Origin of the sequence: Nocardiopsis endophytica (assembly GCF_027706725.1) — a bacterium.
GTDB lineage: Bacteria > Actinomycetota > Actinomycetes > Streptosporangiales > Streptosporangiaceae > Nocardiopsis_A > Nocardiopsis_A endophytica.
Genome location: NZ_JAQFWQ010000005.1, coordinates 110,199 through 126,355, shown reverse-complemented (window position 1 = coordinate 126,355; position 16,157 = coordinate 110,199). Strand labels below are relative to the sequence as shown.

General features: G+C 72.0%; 13 protein-coding genes. 4 read left to right on the top strand and 9 right to left on the bottom strand.

Going from position 1 to position 16,157, the window contains the following annotated elements; genetic code table 11:
• Nucleotides 1-849: 849 nt before the first annotated feature.
• The gene (locus O4J56_RS03280; RefSeq protein WP_270683554.1) at nt 850-1,380 is read left to right on the top strand and encodes a septum formation family protein; all 531 of its coding nucleotides are present in this window, start codon (nt 850-852) and stop codon (nt 1,378-1,380) included.
• Between the two features lie 103 nt (nt 1,381-1,483).
• On the opposite strand, the gene O4J56_RS03275 is transcribed toward O4J56_RS03280, so the two are convergent.
• The 6 genes from O4J56_RS03275 to O4J56_RS03250 all read right to left on the bottom strand — a co-directional run bounded on the left by O4J56_RS03275 (nt 1,484) and on the right by O4J56_RS03250 (nt 10,008).
• Nucleotides 1,484-2,467 (bottom strand): glycine betaine ABC transporter substrate-binding protein, encoded by a 984-nt coding sequence (locus tag O4J56_RS03275; protein WP_270683553.1) that lies wholly within the window; start codon nt 2,465-2,467, stop codon nt 1,484-1,486.
• Between the two features lie 156 nt (nt 2,468-2,623).
• The gene (locus O4J56_RS03270; RefSeq protein WP_270683552.1) at nt 2,624-3,598 is read right to left on the bottom strand and encodes an ABC transporter substrate-binding protein; all 975 of its coding nucleotides are present in this window, start codon (nt 3,596-3,598) and stop codon (nt 2,624-2,626) included.
• Nucleotides 3,591-5,561 carry an ABC transporter permease gene (locus O4J56_RS03265; RefSeq protein WP_408639076.1) on the bottom strand — a complete coding sequence of 657 codons (1,971 nt, stop codon included), beginning with the start codon at nt 5,559-5,561 and terminating at the stop codon, nt 3,591-3,593. Before O4J56_RS03265 ends, O4J56_RS03270 begins: the two co-directional genes overlap by 8 nt.
• A 2-nt stretch (nt 5,562-5,563) precedes the next feature.
• Nucleotides 5,564-6,685 (bottom strand): quaternary amine ABC transporter ATP-binding protein, encoded by a 1,122-nt coding sequence (locus O4J56_RS03260; protein WP_270683550.1) that lies wholly within the window; start codon nt 6,683-6,685, stop codon nt 5,564-5,566.
• Between the two features lie 180 nt (nt 6,686-6,865).
• Nucleotides 6,866-8,422 (bottom strand): GMC family oxidoreductase, encoded by a 1,557-nt coding sequence (locus tag O4J56_RS03255; protein ID WP_270683549.1) that lies wholly within the window; start codon nt 8,420-8,422, stop codon nt 6,866-6,868.
• Nucleotides 8,423-8,469: 47 nt separating this feature from the next.
• Nucleotides 8,470-10,008: an aldehyde dehydrogenase family protein gene (locus O4J56_RS03250; protein ID WP_270683548.1), complete on the bottom strand. Its 1,539-nt coding sequence runs from the start codon at nt 10,006-10,008 to the stop codon at nt 8,470-8,472.
• Nucleotides 10,009-10,352: 344 nt separating this feature from the next.
• On the opposite strand from O4J56_RS03250, the gene O4J56_RS03245 reads away from it, so the two are divergent.
• The 3 genes from O4J56_RS03245 to O4J56_RS03235 all read left to right on the top strand — a co-directional run bounded on the left by O4J56_RS03245 (nt 10,353) and on the right by O4J56_RS03235 (nt 14,463).
• The gene (locus tag O4J56_RS03245; RefSeq protein WP_270683547.1) at nt 10,353-11,006 is read left to right on the top strand and encodes a class II aldolase/adducin family protein; all 654 of its coding nucleotides are present in this window, start codon (nt 10,353-10,355) and stop codon (nt 11,004-11,006) included.
• Nucleotides 11,007-11,293: 287 nt separating this feature from the next.
• Nucleotides 11,294-12,316, top strand: a complete 1,023-nt coding sequence (locus O4J56_RS03240) for a TAXI family TRAP transporter solute-binding subunit (RefSeq protein ID WP_270683546.1) — start codon at nt 11,294-11,296, stop codon at nt 12,314-12,316.
• Between the two features lie 101 nt (nt 12,317-12,417).
• Nucleotides 12,418-14,463, top strand: a complete 2,046-nt coding sequence (locus O4J56_RS03235; protein ID WP_270683545.1) for a TRAP transporter permease — start codon at nt 12,418-12,420, stop codon at nt 14,461-14,463.
• A 1-nt stretch (nt 14,464) separates the two neighbouring features.
• Here the strand turns inward: O4J56_RS03235 and O4J56_RS03230 are convergent, their stop codons facing one another.
• From O4J56_RS03230 to O4J56_RS03220, 3 genes are read right to left on the bottom strand one after another with little or no spacing between them, the layout of a single operon-like run.
• Nucleotides 14,465-14,827 (bottom strand): fluoride efflux transporter FluC, encoded by a 363-nt coding sequence (locus O4J56_RS03230; protein WP_270683544.1) that lies wholly within the window; start codon nt 14,825-14,827, stop codon nt 14,465-14,467.
• Nucleotides 14,824-15,324, bottom strand: a complete 501-nt coding sequence (gene crcB, locus O4J56_RS03225) for a fluoride efflux transporter CrcB (RefSeq protein ID WP_270683543.1) — start codon at nt 15,322-15,324, stop codon at nt 14,824-14,826. The genes O4J56_RS03230 and crcB overlap by 4 nt, the downstream gene beginning before the upstream one ends.
• Before the next feature lie 34 nt (nt 15,325-15,358).
• Nucleotides 15,359-16,129, bottom strand: a complete 771-nt coding sequence (locus O4J56_RS03220; protein ID WP_270683542.1) for an alpha/beta fold hydrolase — start codon at nt 16,127-16,129, stop codon at nt 15,359-15,361.
• Nucleotides 16,130-16,157: the final 28 nt, after the last annotated feature.

Here is a 16,157-nt window from a genome sequence, read left to right as displayed (position 1 = left end):
CCCACCGCGCGGCCCACCCGGACCGCCAGCAACCAGACGCCCGGCTGGTGGGGCCGGGGAACCGCCCGGCTCGCTCCGTCGCTGCCAACCACGGCGACCGCCCACACGCGCTGCAGCCGACAGCGCTGCGGCGAGGGCCGCTGACCTGTCCTCGTCGCCGCCCTTCCACCCCACACCCCCCAGCCCGCCACCCGGCCGGGGGCCCTGAAGCGGGGGACCGGCCGATCCGCCCGCCCACCCGGGCCGCGAGAGGCCTGCCGCCCGGCAGCCAAGGCCCGGGAACCGCCCCGCTCGCTCCGTCGCTGCCCACTCCGGCGACCATGCACGCGCCGGACGGCCGACAGCGCTGGCGCGAGGGCCGCCGACCTGTCCTCGTTGCCGGCTACTCGCCTGACTCGGTGGCGGCGAACCTTATCGTCCCGTCGCCGCACTAATTCGTTCCGGAGAGCCGCGGCCCGGATACAGCGGCACGAGCGCGGGGCACATTAAAAGGCGCCGCCCGCGCCGCCGAGAGCACTCCGCATTCGCGATCCGGTTGTACTCCGGTTGGAATCCGACTGTATTTGCGCACCACTCACAAGAGATCTACAACCGGCCGCCCACCTACACCAGGGGTACGACACTCCAGGTCCGCACACCCCCAATGGGTAGGAGAAAATTTTTTTCGCCCCGCCCTCCGCCCACGAACACCCCTGCCGAGCTGGGATGGTGCGGCACGCGAACGTGAAACCCGAGGGATCTACACACATCGTTCGGGTCGAACGTCCTTATGTGTAATTCACCCGCCGCGATCCCTGTTATCGTCCATCCACCCCATTCCATCAAGAGCACCAGTGGAGTTCTGCTTTGATGTCCCTTATCCGTCCCCTGAAGAACGTCCGGACCGCGGCCGCCGCCGGGGCCGTGGGCGCCGTGCTCGCGCTGAGCGCCTGCGGCGGTGTGGCCGAGGACCTGCAGGAGACCGCCGACGAGATGGAGGAGCAGGCCTCGGCGGCCGAGGAGTCCGGCGAGGTGGACGCCGACGTCTTCGAGGTGGCCGTCGGCGACTGCCTCAACGACGAGAGCGTCGCCGAGGACCAGGAGGTGGCCGAGGTCCCCAAGGTCTCCTGCGACGAGCCGCACGACTCGGAGGTCTACGCCGAGACGGAGATGGAGGCCAGCGAGTGGCCGGGCGACGCGGGCGTCGACGAGGAGGCGAGCGCCTTCTGCGAGCAGGAGTTCGCGTCCTTCGTCGGCCTGGAGTACGCCATGTCGGAGCTGCAGCTGTCGTACTACGTCCCGACCGAGGACTCGTTCGCCAGCGGCGACCGCGCCATCAGCTGCCTGATCTACGACGAGGCCGGGCAGACCACGGGCTCGCTCGCCGGCGCCGCCCGCTGAGGCCCCGGACCGGAGCCCGGACCCGATCCCCGTCCGGCACCGCCCCGCACCGCCGTCCGGTGCGGGGCGGTCCCTGTCCCACGGGATGCTCCCGGGACGCGGCTCAGGCGTCCTCGGGGATCCACTCCCGCCACACGTCCGGGTTCTCCTCGACCCACGCGGCCGCCGCCTCCTCGGGGGCCATGCCCTCACCGGCGATCATCTCGGCGACCTCGTTCTGGTCCTCGTTGGTCCACTGCCAGTTCTCCAGCAGCCGGTACGCCGGGGAGTCGCCGTCGGCGAACGGCTTGGCGAAGACCTTGTTCAGCTCGTACTCGGGGTAGTCGCAGGCGACGTCGTCGGGGTCGATCTCGCACAGGTCGACGTACTCGGGGAACTCGACCTTGACCAGGTCCATCTCCTCGGTCATCCACTGCGGCTCGTAGAAGTAGAAGAGCACCGGCTCCTCCTTCTCGTAGGCCGCCCGGACCTCCTCGAGCTGCTCCTCCTCGGACCCGGCGTACTCGATCTCCAGGTCCAGGCCGAAGTGGTTGATCATCCCCTGGTCCTGGGTGACGAAGGTGGGGTCGGCGCCCAGGAACCGGCCGGGCCCATCGCCCCCGCCGGTGCGGAACAGGTCGGTGTGCTTCGCGAGCCCTTCGTAGGTCGCCACCTCGGGATACTCGTCCACCACGTACTCCGGCACGTACCAGCCGATGCGCCCGTCGTTGCCGTTCGGACCGCCGTCCACGACCAGCGGGCTCTCCTCGGCGCCGTACAGGTCCATCAGGTCCTGGTGGCCCCAGTTCTCCAGGATGACGTCGACCTCGCCCTCGGCCAGCCTGTGCCAGGACGTCTCCTCGTCGTCCTCCACCTTCTCGACCGTGCCGCCGAGCTCGGACTCGATGAGGTGGGACAGCACGGCGGCGGAGGCCTCGTACCCCACCCAGCCGTTGACCGCCATGCGCACGGGGGCGTCGCCGCCCGTGCCGCCCCCGGCGTCGCCGTCCGGGGCGCCGCACGAGGCGGCGAGCCCGGCCGCGAGGGTCAGGGCGAGGGCCTTCACCGCCCGTCGGGGGGTGGTCGGCGTGGTGGGGTTACCGGACATGGGGACTACCGCCTCGGGGATCGCAGGGGGCCGGAGGAAAGGGGGATCGGAGGGCAGGACAGGCTCCGCCCGGCCGGGGAACCGGACAGAAATGTGCGGCGACGGAAACACCGCCCGTCGCCGCACATACCAGACAATTCTAGGTGCCCTCGCGGATCAGGCGTCCGCGGGGATCCAGTCCTTCCACACGTCACCGTTGTCGGTGACCCACTTCTCAGCCGCCTCCTCGGGGTCCATCCCGTCGTCGGCGATCATCTTGGCGACCTCGTTCTGGTCCTCGTTGGTCCACTCCCAGTTCTTCAGCAGCCGGTAGGCCGGGGAGTCGGCGTCCGCGAACTCCTTGCTGAAGATCTTGTTCAGGTCGTACTGGGGGTACCCGCAGGACACGTCCTCCTCGTCGTCCGCGCAGCCCTCCTCGTACTCGGGGAACTCCACGTGGACGAGGTCGATCTCGCTCTGCAGCCACTGCGGGTCGTAGAAGTAGGCCAGGAACGGCTCCTCCTTGGAGTACCGCTCCTGCATCTCGGTGATCTGCGCGGCCTCGGACCCGGCGTGGACGATCTTCAGGTCCATGTCGAAGTGGTTGATCATGCCCTGGTCCTGGGTGACGAAGGCCGGGTCCGCCGCCAGGAACTCGCCCTTGTCGCCGCTCTCGGGGGTCTTGAACAGGTCGGTGTTGTCCTTGATCCCCTCCCACGTGGCCAGCTCGGGCTTCTCGTCCACCAGGTACTTGGGCACGTACCAGCCCAGCGTCCCGGTGTTGCCGTTCGGGCCGCCGTCGACGACGGTGCCGTTGCCGTCGGGGCCGTACTGCTCCATCAGGTCCTCGTGGCCCCAGTTCTCCAGGATCACGTCGAGGTCGCCGTCGTTGAGCCCCTGCCAGGAGGGCTGCTCGTCGATCTTCTGCTGGTCGACCTTGACGCCCATCTCCTCCTCCAGGAGGTAGGCCATCACCGCGGCGGAGGCCTCATAGCCCACCCAGCCGTTGACGGCGATGCGGACGGTCTCGTCGCTGCCGGCCACGTCGGAGGAGGTGGCGCCGCCACAGGCGGACAGCACCGCCATGGCGGAGACGGCGGCCGCCCCCTTGACGGCGATCGAAGCGGTACGGGTAGCGGTCGTTCTACGCATTGTTCTTCCTGCCTTGGGTCATGCGGTCGAGGAGGAGGCCCAGGCACACGATGGCCAGGCCCGCGGTGAGTCCCGTTCCGAACTCGTTCTGCTTGAGGCCGAAGACGACGTCGTATCCGAGCGCGCCTCCGCCGACCAGGGCGCCGATCACGACCATCGAGAGGATGAGCATGATCGCCTGGTTCACCGCCAGCAGCAGCGACGAGCGCGCCAGCGGCAGCTGCACCTTGGCCAGGAGCTGCGAGGAGGAGGAGCCCAGCGAGCGGGCGGCCTCCACGGTGTTCGCCGGAACGCCCCGGATCCCGTCGTTCACCAGCCGGATCACCGGCGGGAGCGCGAACACCACCGCGGCGACCAGCGCGGGGACGCGCCCCACGCTGAACAGCGCCACGGCCGGGATCAGGTACACGAAGGGGGGAAGGGTCTGCATGGCGTCCAGCACCGGGCGGACCACGGCCGCGGCCCGGTCGCTGCGCGACATGCCGATGCCGAGCACCACGCCCAGCGCCACCACCAGCACGGTCGCCAGCAGCACCTGCGAGAGCGTGTTCATGCCGTTGCCCCACTGCCCCATCAGGCCCATGGCCAGCAGCGACAGCACGCCGACGGCGGCGGCCCGGCGTCCGGCGAACAGCCCGCCGAGCACCGCGGCGGCGGCGATGACCAGCCACCACGGGGCGCCGGCCAGCACGGCGTGCAGCGGCTCCAGCACCCACACCACGGTCCAGTCGCCGAGCGCGGAGGTGAACGGGCCGATGGTGTCCTTCATGGCCTCGTAGAAGGCCTGCGCCGGGGTGGCCAGGTCCAGCTCCCACCCGCGCGGCCAGCCGTCCACCGCGCGCAGCGGGGTGGGCAGCAGGAACACCGCCAGGGCGGCGACCAGGCCGGCGCCGAAGGCCAGCCGCTTCCACGGCGGCGGCACCGGGCGGCCGTGGCCGATGGCGCCGGTGACCCGGTCCATCGAGATGGCGAGCATGACGATGGCCAGCCCGGCCTCCAGGGCCAGGCCGATGCGGTCCTTCTGCAGCGCCTGGTAGACGGCGTCGCCCAGGCCGCCCGCGCCGATGACCGACGCGATGACGACCATGGACACGCCCAGCATGATGGTCTGGTTGACGCCGAGCATGATGGTGCGCTTGGCCAGCGGCAGCCGCACCTTCAGCAGCATCTGCAGCCGGGTCGACCCGAGCGACTCGGCGGCCTCCACGGCGCCCTTGTCCACGCCGCGCAGCGCCATCGAGGTGATGCGCACGGCCGGGGGCAGCGCGTAGATGGCGGTGGCCACCGCCGCCGACGGATTGCCGATGCCGAACATCAGCAGCATCGGCATCAGGTAGGCGAAGGCCGGCATGGTCTGCATGAAGTCCAGCACCGGCCGCATCACGCGCTCCGCGCGGTCGCTGCGCCCGGACCAGATGCCCAGCGGCAGCCCCACCAGCAGGGCCAGCAGCACCGCCGCGGTGATCAGCGCCAGCGTCTCCATGGCCTCTTCCCAGAGGCCGAACAGCCCGAAGACGGCGAAGGCGGCCAGGACGACGAGCATGACCCGCCACCCGGCCAGCCGCCACGCGGCCAGAACGCCGAGCACCGTGACGCCGGTCCAGGTCAGGGCGGTCAGCAGGTCGTCGATGAGGACGACGGCCGAGCCCAGGTAGACCGAGACGTAGTTGAAGCCGTACACGAACAGCGGGCTGGTGTCGCGGTTGGACACCACCCAGGAGAAGAGCTCCTTGAGGCGGCCGTCCAGCCACTCGCCCGGACCTCCCGGGAAGGCGGTGACGCCGCCGGGCAGCGGCAGCGCCGCGGCGAGCACCAGCACCGCCGCCACGGCCGCGGCCTGCACCCAGGTGCGGGACAGCGCCGAGCGCAGCACGGCGGCGCCGCCCGGCCGCAGGTCGCCGCCCGGGTCGGGGAGCTTGCGGGGCGCCTCGGCGTTCTCAGGGGTCGCGGTGGTCGCGGTCATGCTCACACCCCCGCGGTGGCGGCGGGCGCCTGCGCGCGGTCCTCGGCGATGACGCGCAGCAGGTCCTCGCGGCCGACGACGCCGAGCAGGCGCCCGCCCTCGGTGACGCGCACCGGGGCCGAGGCCCCGGCGGCCACCGCCACGGCCTCCCCGGCCAGGGTGGAGGGGGCGGCCTCGGGGCCGTCCAGCGGCTCCCCGTCGCGGGCCGGGCGCATCAGCGAGCGCAGCGTCAGCACCTCGATGCGCGAGACGTCGGAGACGAAGTCGCGCACGTAGTCGTCGGCGGGGCTGCCGACGACCTCCTCGGCGGTGCCGACCTGCACCAGCGCGCCGTCGCGCATGATCGCGATGCGGTCGCCGAGCTTGAGCGCCTCGTCCAGGTCGTGGGTGATGAAGACCGAGGTCTTGCGCAGCTCCTTCTGCAGGCGCAGCACCTCGTTCTGCATGTCCCGGCGGATCAGCGGGTCGAGCGCGCTGAACGGCTCGTCGAACAGCAGCACCTCCGGGTCGACCGCGAGGGCGCGGGCGAGGCCGACGCGCTGCTGCATGCCGCCGCTGAGCTGGCCGGGGCGGGAGGTCTCGTACCCGGCCAGGCCGACCATTTCGATCATCTCGGCGGCGCGGGCGTGGCGCTGGGCCCTGGACGTGCCGCGCACCTCCAGGCCGTAGGCGACGTTGTCGATGATGGTGCGGTTGGGCAGCAGGCCGAAGTGCTGGAAGACCATGGCGGCCTTGCGGCGGCGCAGCTCGCGCAGCGCGGCCGGGGACATCTGCCGGATGTCCTCGCCGTCGAGCAGCACGGAGCCCGCGGTGGGCTCGATGAGCCGGGTCAGGCAGCGGATGAGCGTGGACTTGCCCGAACCGGACAGGCCCATCACCACGAACGTCTCACCGGGGCGGACGTCGAAGGAGACGTCGCGCACCGCGATGGTGCAGCCGGTCGCCTCGCGGACCTCGTCGCGGGTGCCGTGCTCGTGCTCGCTGCCGATGATGCGCTCGGCGCGCCTGCCGAAGATCTTCCACAGGTTCTGGACGGAGAACTTGGCCTCGCCGTCCGGAGGGGGCGTGGAGGGGGTATTCGGTTGTCCGGTGTTGAGTTGTGGGTCGTTCACTGCGGAACTCATAGAAGGAAGCCACCTCTGATGGCCGCTTCGCGCACAGCACGGCCGTGCGCGCGGCGGCGCTCGTCGGATTCAGGGCGCCGGAGGGGCCGGCGCCGTTCGGGGGGACGGGACACGGACCACAGGTCGCGGGGGAGCCGGGCACGGAACCGGGCCGGCTCCCCCGCGGTGGCTGCGGAGTCTCTAGGAGGCGCGGTCGGCGCGGATCAGGTCCGCGGCGCGCTCACCGACGGCCAGAACGGTGACCATCGGGTTGGGCGAAGGCATGGTCGGGAACACCGACGCGTCGGCGATCCGCAGGCCCCGCAGGCCGCGGACCCTCAGCTTCGGGTCGACCACGGCGGCCGCGTCGTCGGCGGCGCCCATCTTGCACGTGCCGGCCGGGTGGTACACGGTGTGCGCCGCGCGCCGCCCGTACTCGGAGAGCTGTTCGTCGGTGACGACGTCCGGACCCGGGGCGACCTCGCGGGCGATCCAGGACTTGAACGGCTCGGTCTCGGCGATCCTCCGCGCGATCTTCAGCCCGTCGACGATGGTCTGCTCGTCGTAGCCGTCGGGGTCGGTGAAGTAGCGGAAGTCCAGCGCCGGCTTCTCCTTCGGGTCGGAGCTCTTCAGCCAGAGCTTGCCCCGCGAACGCGAGCGCGGGATGTTCGGCGTCATGCACATGGCGCGCTTCCACCCCGGAGACTCATAGCCCAGCCGCTTCGTGTTGTCGTCGAAGGGGATCTGGTACGTGTGGAACATCAGGTCCGGTCGGGGGTCGGACTCGTCGCGGCGGATGAACAGCGCGCCGTCGGAGTGCATGACCGTCTCGTCCGGGACGTCCCTGGTGGTCTCCCACATGATGATGGACTCGGGGTGGTCCATCAGGTTCTCGCCGACGCCCGGCAGGTCGTGCCGCACGTCGATGCCGACCTGCTCCAGGTCGCCCTTGGGGCCGACGCCGGAGAGCAGCATCAGGCGCGGGGTGTCGATCGCCCCGGCGCTGAGGATGACCTCGCTGCGCGCCGACACCGTGACCCGCTCGCCGTCGGCGGTGACGGCCTCGACGCCGGTGGCGCGGTCGCCGTCGAAGACGATCCGCTCGGCCCAGGTCTCGAGCATCAGCGCCAGGTTCTCCCGCACGTCCATGATCGGGTGCAGGTAGGCGACCGACGCCGAGGAGCGCTGCCCGGTGTAGGGGTCGTAGGAGATCGACAGGAACCCGACGCCGTCGCGGAACCCGCCGCCGTGCGAGGTCTTCGCGTTGAAGTCCTCCACCACGGGGACGCCGGTGGCCTTCGCCGAGGCCTGGACCCAGTCCTTGACCAGGTCGTTGCGGTCCTTCTCGGCGATGGGGACGATGTTGTTCTTGAGCCGGTCGGCGTAGGACTGCACGGTGGCGTTGTCCCAGCCCTCGGCTCCGGCGGCCACCCACTCGTCGAGGTCCTCGGCGAACGGGCGGAAGCTGATCAGCGTGTTGTGCGAGGAGCACCCGCCGAGCACGCGGGCGCGCGAGTGCACGATGTGCGAGTTGCCGCGCGGCTGCTCGGTCGTGGTGTACCCGTAGTCCAGGTCGCTCTCCAGCAGGCCCAGCCACTCGCGCAGGTTCAGCACACGGTCCAGGCCGCGGTCGGAGGGGCCGCCCTCGATCACGCAGACGCTGACCGAGGGGTCTTCGGTGAGCCGGTTGGCGATCACCGAGCCGGCGGTGCCGCCGCCGACGATCACGTAGTCATAGGTGCGGTCGTTTCCGCTCATGGGCGCTCCAGGTGGTTCCGGGGACGGGGGACGTGCGCGGGCGGCGCTCAGACCTCGCCGAACCAGCGCTGCGGTTCGGGGGCGAGGTTGCGGTAGATGTGCTTGGCCTCGCGGTACTCGTCGAGCCCCGCCTGGCCCAGCTCGCGCCCGACGCCGGAGCGTTTGAACCCGCCCCACTCGGCGCCCGCGAAGTAGGGGCCGTAGTCGTTGATCCACACGGTGCCGTGGCGCAGGGCGGCGGCGACGCGCTCGCCGCGGCCGGTGTCGCTCGTCCACACCGCGCCGGACAGGCCGTAGTCGGTGTCGTTGCCGAGCTCGACCGCCTCGTCCTCGGTGCGGAACGTCTCGACCGTGACGACCGGGCCGAACACCTCGGTCTGCACGATGTCCATCCCGCGCGAGCAGCCGGTGAACACGGTGGGCCGGTAGAAGTAGCCGTTCCGGAGCTCGGGGTCGTCGGGCCTCTTGCCCCCGGCGATGACCTTCGCGCCCTCCTCGATGCCGCGGGCGACCGCGGCCTCGACCTTGGCCCGGTGCTCGGCGGAGACGAGCGGGCCGCAGCGCACGCCCTCGTCGTCCTTCAGGCCCGAGCCGATGACGATGGCCTCGGCGCGGCGGGCCAGCTCGGCGGTGAAGGCGTCGTGGATCTCCTCGTGCACGATCAGCCGCGCCCCGGCCGAGCAGACCTGGCCGGAGTGGAAGAAGGCCGCGTTGAGCGCGTAGTCGACCGCGGTGTCCAGGTCGACGTCGGGGAAGATGATGTTGGGGTTCTTCCCGCCCAGTTCCAGGGCGATCTTCTTGACCGTCTCGGCGGCCGAGGCCATGATCCGCTTGCCGGTGGCCAGGCCGCCGGTGAAGGAGACCAGGTCGACGCCGGGGTGCTCGACCATGGCGGCGCCCACCTCGGCGCCGGTGCCCAGCACCAGGTTGACCACGCCGTCGGCGGGCACGCCCGCCTCCACGGCCAGCTCCACCAGCTTGCAGGTGGTGACCGGGGTGATCTCACTGGGCTTGATCACCATGGTGTTGCCCGCGGCGATGGCCGGGGCCATCTTCCAGGCGAGCTGGAGCAGCGGGTAGTTCCAGGGGGTGATCATCGCGCAGACGCCCACGGGCTCGTAGACGACGCGGCTGAAGATCCCCTCGGGCGTGGAGACGATCCGCCCGGCGTCCTTGTCGGCCAGCCCGGCGTAGTAGCGGAAGACGCCGGTGACGTCGTCGACGTCGATCCGGCCCTCCTCCCGCGTCTTCCCGGTGTCCAGGGACTCCATGAGCGCGATCTCCTCGCGGTCGCGCTGCAGGAGGTCGGCGATCCGGCCGAGGACCTCCCCGCGCTCGCCCGCGGGCGTGCGGCGCCAGGAGCCCTCGTCGAAGGCGCGCCGGGCCGCGGCCACGGCCGCGTCGGCGTCGGCCCGGGTCCCCTCGCTGACCACGGTGAGGACCGAGGCGTCGTAGGGGTTGAGGACATCGCGCGTGCCGCCCTCGGCGGCCGCGCACCACCGGCCGCCGACGAACATGCTCGCGGCGGTGGTCGCCCCCGGTTCCGACAGGTACTGCTTACTCGGAAGGGTTACGTAGGGTTGCATCACGGAACCGTCCTGCCCAGCAGAAACGCCTCAAAACACTTTAAACCTGGCGTTACTTTATCGTGACCTTCTAAAATCACGACCCTGACCTGCATAAACATACACAAGAACGACACGCAACCGTGGTTCACATCACGCAACAGGACGCGTTTCGGTAACGGTCCGTGACCATCCCTTGGGGGTGGACCGGAGGCCCGCGGTGGCGCGGACCACCCCGGCGCGGGGGTGAACGCCCTGGACAACACCACCCCAAGGGGAGGTAACGTAGATAAGGCATACCTAAGGCCCCCCATGCACCCCGCAACCGCCGGCCGCACCGCACCGGCCCGACCACGCGAGCGACCATGCTTCTAGAGCAAGAGCGCAGGGACGCCTCCCGGACCGCACGCCGCCTGGCCGCCGAGGGCCTCGCCCACGGCGGGTCCGGCACCGTCAGCGTCCGCTCCGGCGACCTGATCGCCGTCACCCCCGCCGGGGTCCCGCTGGACCGCGTCGAGCCCGCCGACTGCCCCGTGCTCTCCCTGGAGGGCGGCGTCCTGGAGGGGCGCCGCGCCCCCGCCGCCGACACCACCCTGCACATCGCCGTGCACCGGTGCACCGCCGCCGGCGCGCTGGTGCAGGCGCCCGGTGAGCACGCCGCCGCGGTCGCGGCGGTGCTGCCCGAACTGCCGCCGGTGCACCAGGCCGCGGCCCGGCTCGGCGGCGCGATCCCGGTCGCCGGGTACGCCGCCTACGGCTCGGGCGACCTGGCCGACCAGGCCGTCAAGGCGTTCAAGGGCAGGAGCGCCGCACTGCTGGCCTGCCTGGGCGGCGCCGCCTCCGGCGAGGACGCCGACCACGCCTTCGAGAACATGCGGCTGCTGGAGTGGCTGTGCGGGGTCTACGCGCGCGGCCGCGCGCTCGGCGCCCCGCGGGTGCTCTCCGAGGACGAGCTGGCCGAGGTGCGCCGCCGCGACGCGGAGGGCTGGGCCGGGCCCGACCCGTTCCTTCCCTGCTGACAGGCCCGATACCCGGGCGTCCGCCCCGTGCGAATGGTCGCATTTCCGACATTATTCGCACGGGGCGCTTTTTGGTCGAAGCTCGGCAATCCATCTTTTAAACGGCGGACCACTGGCACGATCCGGCCGATGATCACTAGACTTCTCGCGCATCTCAACGATGAATCAGACAAATAACTCACGAAGGGGCATCGTCCGGGCCCACCGGGGGACGTGACACGACCCGACGGAGACCCGAGCTCCCGGAGCGCCCGCGCCGCCCCGCCTTCGAGAGGACCCCCCACACGATGCGCAACCCCCTCGCACTGGCCGCGATCCCCGCGAGCGCCCTGCTGCTCGCCTCCTGTGCCCAGCCCGCCCAGCAGGGCGGCGGAGACGGCGGAGGCGGCGACTACGGCGACATCACCATCGGCACCGGCAGCACCTCCGGCGTGTACTACCCGCTCGGCGGCGCCCTGGCCGAGGTGATCTCCTCCGAGGTCGAGGGCACCACGGCCTCGGCCACCTCCACCGAGGCCTCGGTGGCCAACATGAAGCAGATCGGCAGCGGCCAGCTGCAGATGGCGATCGCCCAGTCCGACGCCACCGCCCAGGCGGTGAACGGGGAACGGGACTTCGAGAACGCCGCGGTCGACGCGCAGGTGCTGACCGCGCTCTACCCGAACGTGTACCACGCGGTCACGCTCGAATCCATCAACGAGGAGCAGGACTACAAGTGCTTCTCCGACGTGGACGGTGAGCGCTTCTCCGCCGGTCCGGCCGGCAGCGGCAACGCGCTGGCCTCCGAGCTCGTCTTCAACGCCCTGGAGCTCGGCTTCACCAGCACCGATGTGCAGCACCTCGACTACGCCGACACCTCCACCGCGCTGCGCGACGGCACCATCGACGCCGGGTCGTGGGTGGTCGGCGAGGGCCACAACACGCTGCTGGAGCTGGAGGCCACCGACCCGATCCACCTGATCCCGTTCTGCGACGACGAGCGCCAGCAGATCACCGACAGCTACCCCTACTACAGCGAGCACGTCATCAGCGGCGGAACCTACTCCACCGTCGACGACGACGTGGAGACCATCGCGCTGTGGAACCTGCTGGTGGTCCCCTCGGACTTCCCCGAGGACAAGGCCTACGACGTGCTCGACGCGCTGTACGGCAACACCGACCAGCTCACGTCGGTCTACGCCGCCGGCGAGGACTACTTCGTCCCCGAGACGATGGCCGAGTCGTCGGTCGCCATGCACCCCGGTGCGGTCAAGTGGGCCGAGGACAACGGCGTGGAACTGCCCGAAGAGGTCCTTCCCGAGGAGTCCTGAGCGCCGCACGCGCCCGGCTCCGCCGCCGCGCCCGCCGACCGGGCGGCGCGGCGGCGCGGGCCCGCCCTCCCCCCGACCGCGAAAAAGAGCGAGACAGCCCGATGAACGACCAGCCCGACGAGCCCGGACGCGCCCGACCGGCCACGGCGTCCGCGCAGCTCCCTCCCGAGCCCGAATCCCGCCGCCTGCCCGGCACCGAGGACGAGGAGGAGGGGTCCGGCCCGCTGTGGCGGCGCATGGCGGCCGAGCGCTGGGGCGAGGAGCGGGCCGGCCGCGCCGTCGGCGCCGCCACGCTCGCCATCGCCGTCGCCTTCGGCCTCTTCCAGGGCTACACCGCGCTCTTCATCGGCATGGACATCTACGTCCAGCGCGTGCTGCACCTGATGTTCGTGCTCGTGCTGGTCTTCCTGCTCAAGCCCGCCGCCCGGTTCCGCTGGGCCCGCAGCACGCCGATGGCCGCGGTGGACCTGCTCCTGGTGGCCGCCGCGGTGGCGGTCACCCTCTACCCGGTCGTCAACCGCGAGGCGCTCGTGCTGCGCGCGGGCGGCGTCCCCACCGGGGCCGACGTGCTGGTGTCGGTCATCGCCCTGCTCCTGCTGCTGGAGGCCTGCCGCCGCGCCATCGGCCCGTTCATGGCCTTCCTGGGCCTGGCCTTCCTCTTCTACTCCTGGATCGGGCCGCTGATCCCCGGCCCGTTCTCGCACAGCGGGCAGCTGTACCAGCGGATCGCCACCTACAGCTACCTGTCCGACGACGGCGTCTTCGGGGTCCCGCTCGGCGTCGCGGCCACGTTCGTCTTCGCGTTCATCTTCTTCGGGGCGCTGCTGCAGAAGACCGGGGGCGGCGACTTCTTCATCGGCCTGGCCTACGCGCTCACCGGCCGGTTCGCCGGCGGCCCGGCCAAGGGCGCGGTGGTCGGCAGCGCCATGATGGGCTCGATCACCGGCAGCGCGATCGCCAACACGGTCACCACCGGCGCCTTCACCATCCCGATGATGAAGCGGGTCGGCTACAAGAAGCACGAGGCGGCCGGGGTGGAGGCGGCGGCCTCCACCGGCGGGCAGCTGCTGCCGCCGGTGATGGGCGCCGGGGCGTTCGTGATGGCCGAGATGATGGGCGTGCCCTACGCCGACATCGTGAAGGTCGCCATCATCCCGGCGCTGATGTACTTCGCGGTGGTCTTCCTGTTCGTGGACATCCTGGCGCGCAAGAACGGGATCGGCGGCATGCCGTCCGGGCAGCTGCCCCGGCTGCGCACCACCCTGGCCGCCGGGTGGCACTTCCTGGCGCCGCTGCTGCTCCTGGTGACCCTGCTGCTGGCCTACGTCCCGCCGCTGCGCGCGGGCATCTACGCCATCGGGGCGCTGTTCGTGGTGGCGATGCTGCGCGGCGCCAGCCGCCTGACGCTGTCGGGCATCGCCGAGGTGTTCGCGCTGACCGCGCGCAACGTGCTGCCGGTCTCGGTGGCCACCGGCGTCGCCGGGATCATCGTGGGCGTGGTGGGCCAGACCTCGCTGGGCCTGAAGCTGTCCGGGATGATCATCGACGCGGCCGCGGGAAGCCTGCTGCTCACCCTGGTGCTGGTGGCGCTGGCCTCCCTGGTGCTGGGGCTGGGCCTGCCGGTGACCGCCGCCTACATCGTGCTGATCGTGCTGGCCGGTCCGGCGCTGGAGACGCTGGGCCTGCCGCTGATCGTGGCGCACATGATCGTCTACTGGTACAGCCAGGACTCCAACGTCACCCCGCCGGTGGCGCTGGCGGCCTTCTCGGCCTCGGGCATCGCCGGCGCCTCGCCGACCCGCACCGGCCTGGCGGCGTGGAAGTTCGCCAAGGGGCTGTACCTGATCCCGCTCCTGATGGCCTACTCGTCGATCATGCTGAACGGCACCCTGGGGGAGATCGTCTTCTCCGTGGCCAGCGGCATGGTGGGGCTGGTCGCGGCCGCGGTGGCGCTGGAGGGCTTCATGCTGCGCCGCACGGCGCTCGTGGAGCGCCTGCTGCTGGTGGTCGCGGCCGTGCTGGTGTTCATGCCCGGCACCACGACCGACCTGATCGGCATGGCGATGACCGCGGTGCTGGTGGGCCTGCAGTTCTGGGGCCGCCGCCCCTCCCCGGCCCAGCGGCCCGAGCCCGCCGCGGCGGCCTGACTCAGCCGGTGATCGAGCGCGCGACGGCGGCGCCGATCAGGGCCGCGCCCAGGCCGGCCGCGATCGACGCCGCCGCGTTGGCGAATGCGAGGAAGCGGGCGCCGGTGCGGACCAGCCGGTAGGTCTCGTAGCCGAACGTGGAGTAGGTGGACAGGGCGCCCAACAGCCCCGTCCCGGCGAACGCCGCCACCGCCGGGGGCAGGGCCAGGGCGGCCGTGAAGCCCAGCAGCAGGCAGGCGGTGGCGTTGGCGGCGTGGGTGCCCCACGGGAACACCGAGTCGTGGCGGGCCTGGACGAACCGGTCGGCCAGGTAGCGCAGCGGGGCGCCCACGGCGGCGCCCAGGGCGACCATCAGCCAGGTCATCGCTTCCCCTTCCGCAGGACCGCCTCGGCCGCCGCGACGCCGGCCGCCACCGCGGCCAGCGCGCCGAACAGGGTGCCGCCCAGGTAGAGCAGCGCCCAGCCGGGGCGCCCGGCCTCCAGCAGGTGCTGCACGTCGACCACGTGGGTGCTGAAGGTGGTGTAGCCGCCGAGCACGCCGGTGCCCAGGAAGGGCCGCAGCAGACGGGAGCCGGGGCGGGCCTCGACCACGACCATGAGGACGCCGATCAGCAGCGCCCCGGAGACGTTGACCAGCAGGGTGGACAGCGGGAGCTGGCCGGGGGCGTGCGGCAGCAGCACGTCGGCCGCGTGCCGGGCGGTGGCGCCGATCGCGCCGCCCGCGGCGATCGCGCCGATGACCGCCCAGGGGCGGCGGGCCAGCTCGCGCACCTGGCCCGGCGAGCGCAGGTCGACGTCGGGGTCGACGGGCGGGTCCGTCTGCGCGGCGGTGGCCCCGGTGCGCCCGGGTTCGGTGGACATGGGCGCGATGATAGCGCCGGGCGCCCACCGCCCCTCACTGCGCCACGTGGGCCAGGAGCAGCTCGTTCACCCGGTCGGGGCGCTCGACCCCGGCCAGGTGCGCGGCGCCGCGCACCTGTTCGAAGCGGGCCCCGGGGATGCCGGCGGCCAGGCGGCGGCCGTGCCCCGGCGGCAGCATCGCGTCGTGCGCGCCCGACACCACCAGGGCGGGCGCGCGGATGCGGGAGATGTCGGGGAACTGGTCGGCCTCGGCGGCCGCCTCCCAGCAGGCGGCGAACCCGGCCGGGTCCACCCCGGCCAGCTCCTCGCCCATGCGGCCCACCACGTCCGGGCGCTCCTCGGCGAACCCGGGGGTGAACCAGGACAGCGCCGCCGCGGTGCGCACCGCCGCCATGCCCTCGGCGCGCGCCCGCGCCGCCAGGCTCCGCCAGTGCTCGGCGTGCGGCAGCCGGGCCGCCCCGGCCACGTAGGCGAGCCGGTGGACCCGCTTGGCGCGGTGGACCGCGAGCCAGGTGGCCACGGCGGCACCGCCCATTCCCGCGCCGACCACCCGCACCCGGTCCAGGTCCAGCCGGTCCAGCAGGGCGGCCGCGTCCGCCCCCAGGTCGTCGACGGCGGCGCCGCCGGGCGGAGCGGGGCTGGCGCCGTGGCCCCGGTGGTTGACGCGCAGCACGCGCAGGCACCGGGTGAGCTCGGGCATCTGCGGCTCCCACACGGACCATTTGGCACCGATGGGCGGAACGAGCAGGACGACGGGGCCCTCAGGGGGGCCATCGAATCGGTACTGCAGGGGAACAACGGCCATGCGACCCCTCCTTGGGGCCGGACACCAC

Coding starts and splice junctions, on each gene's coding strand:
- O4J56_RS03275 (WP_270683553.1), bottom strand. CDS start 2,467: ATGTCCGGTAACCCCACCACGCCGACCACCCCCCGACGGGCGGTGAAG.
- O4J56_RS03220 (WP_270683542.1), bottom strand. CDS start 16,129: ATGGCCGTTGTTCCCCTGCAGTACCGATTCGATGGCCCCCCTGAGGGC.
- O4J56_RS03260 (WP_270683550.1), bottom strand. CDS start 6,685: ATGAGTTCCGCAGTGAACGACCCACAACTCAACACCGGACAACCGAAT.
- O4J56_RS03270 (WP_270683552.1), bottom strand. CDS start 3,598: ATGCGTAGAACGACCGCTACCCGTACCGCTTCGATCGCCGTCAAGGGG.
- O4J56_RS03255 (WP_270683549.1), bottom strand. CDS start 8,422: ATGAGCGGAAACGACCGCACCTATGACTACGTGATCGTCGGCGGCGGC.
- O4J56_RS03235 (WP_270683545.1), top strand. CDS start 12,418: ATGAACGACCAGCCCGACGAGCCCGGACGCGCCCGACCGGCCACGGCG.
- O4J56_RS03250 (WP_270683548.1), bottom strand. CDS start 10,008: ATGCAACCCTACGTAACCCTTCCGAGTAAGCAGTACCTGTCGGAACCG.
- O4J56_RS03240 (WP_270683546.1), top strand. CDS start 11,294: ATGCGCAACCCCCTCGCACTGGCCGCGATCCCCGCGAGCGCCCTGCTG.
- O4J56_RS03245 (WP_270683547.1), top strand. CDS start 10,353: ATGCTTCTAGAGCAAGAGCGCAGGGACGCCTCCCGGACCGCACGCCGC.
- O4J56_RS03280 (WP_270683554.1), top strand. CDS start 850: ATGTCCCTTATCCGTCCCCTGAAGAACGTCCGGACCGCGGCCGCCGCC.
- O4J56_RS03230 (WP_270683544.1), bottom strand. CDS start 14,827: ATGACCTGGCTGATGGTCGCCCTGGGCGCCGCCGTGGGCGCCCCGCTG.
- crcB (WP_270683543.1), bottom strand. CDS start 15,324: ATGTCCACCGAACCCGGGCGCACCGGGGCCACCGCCGCGCAGACGGAC.
- O4J56_RS03265 (WP_408639076.1), bottom strand. CDS start 5,561: ATGACCGCGACCACCGCGACCCCTGAGAACGCCGAGGCGCCCCGCAAG.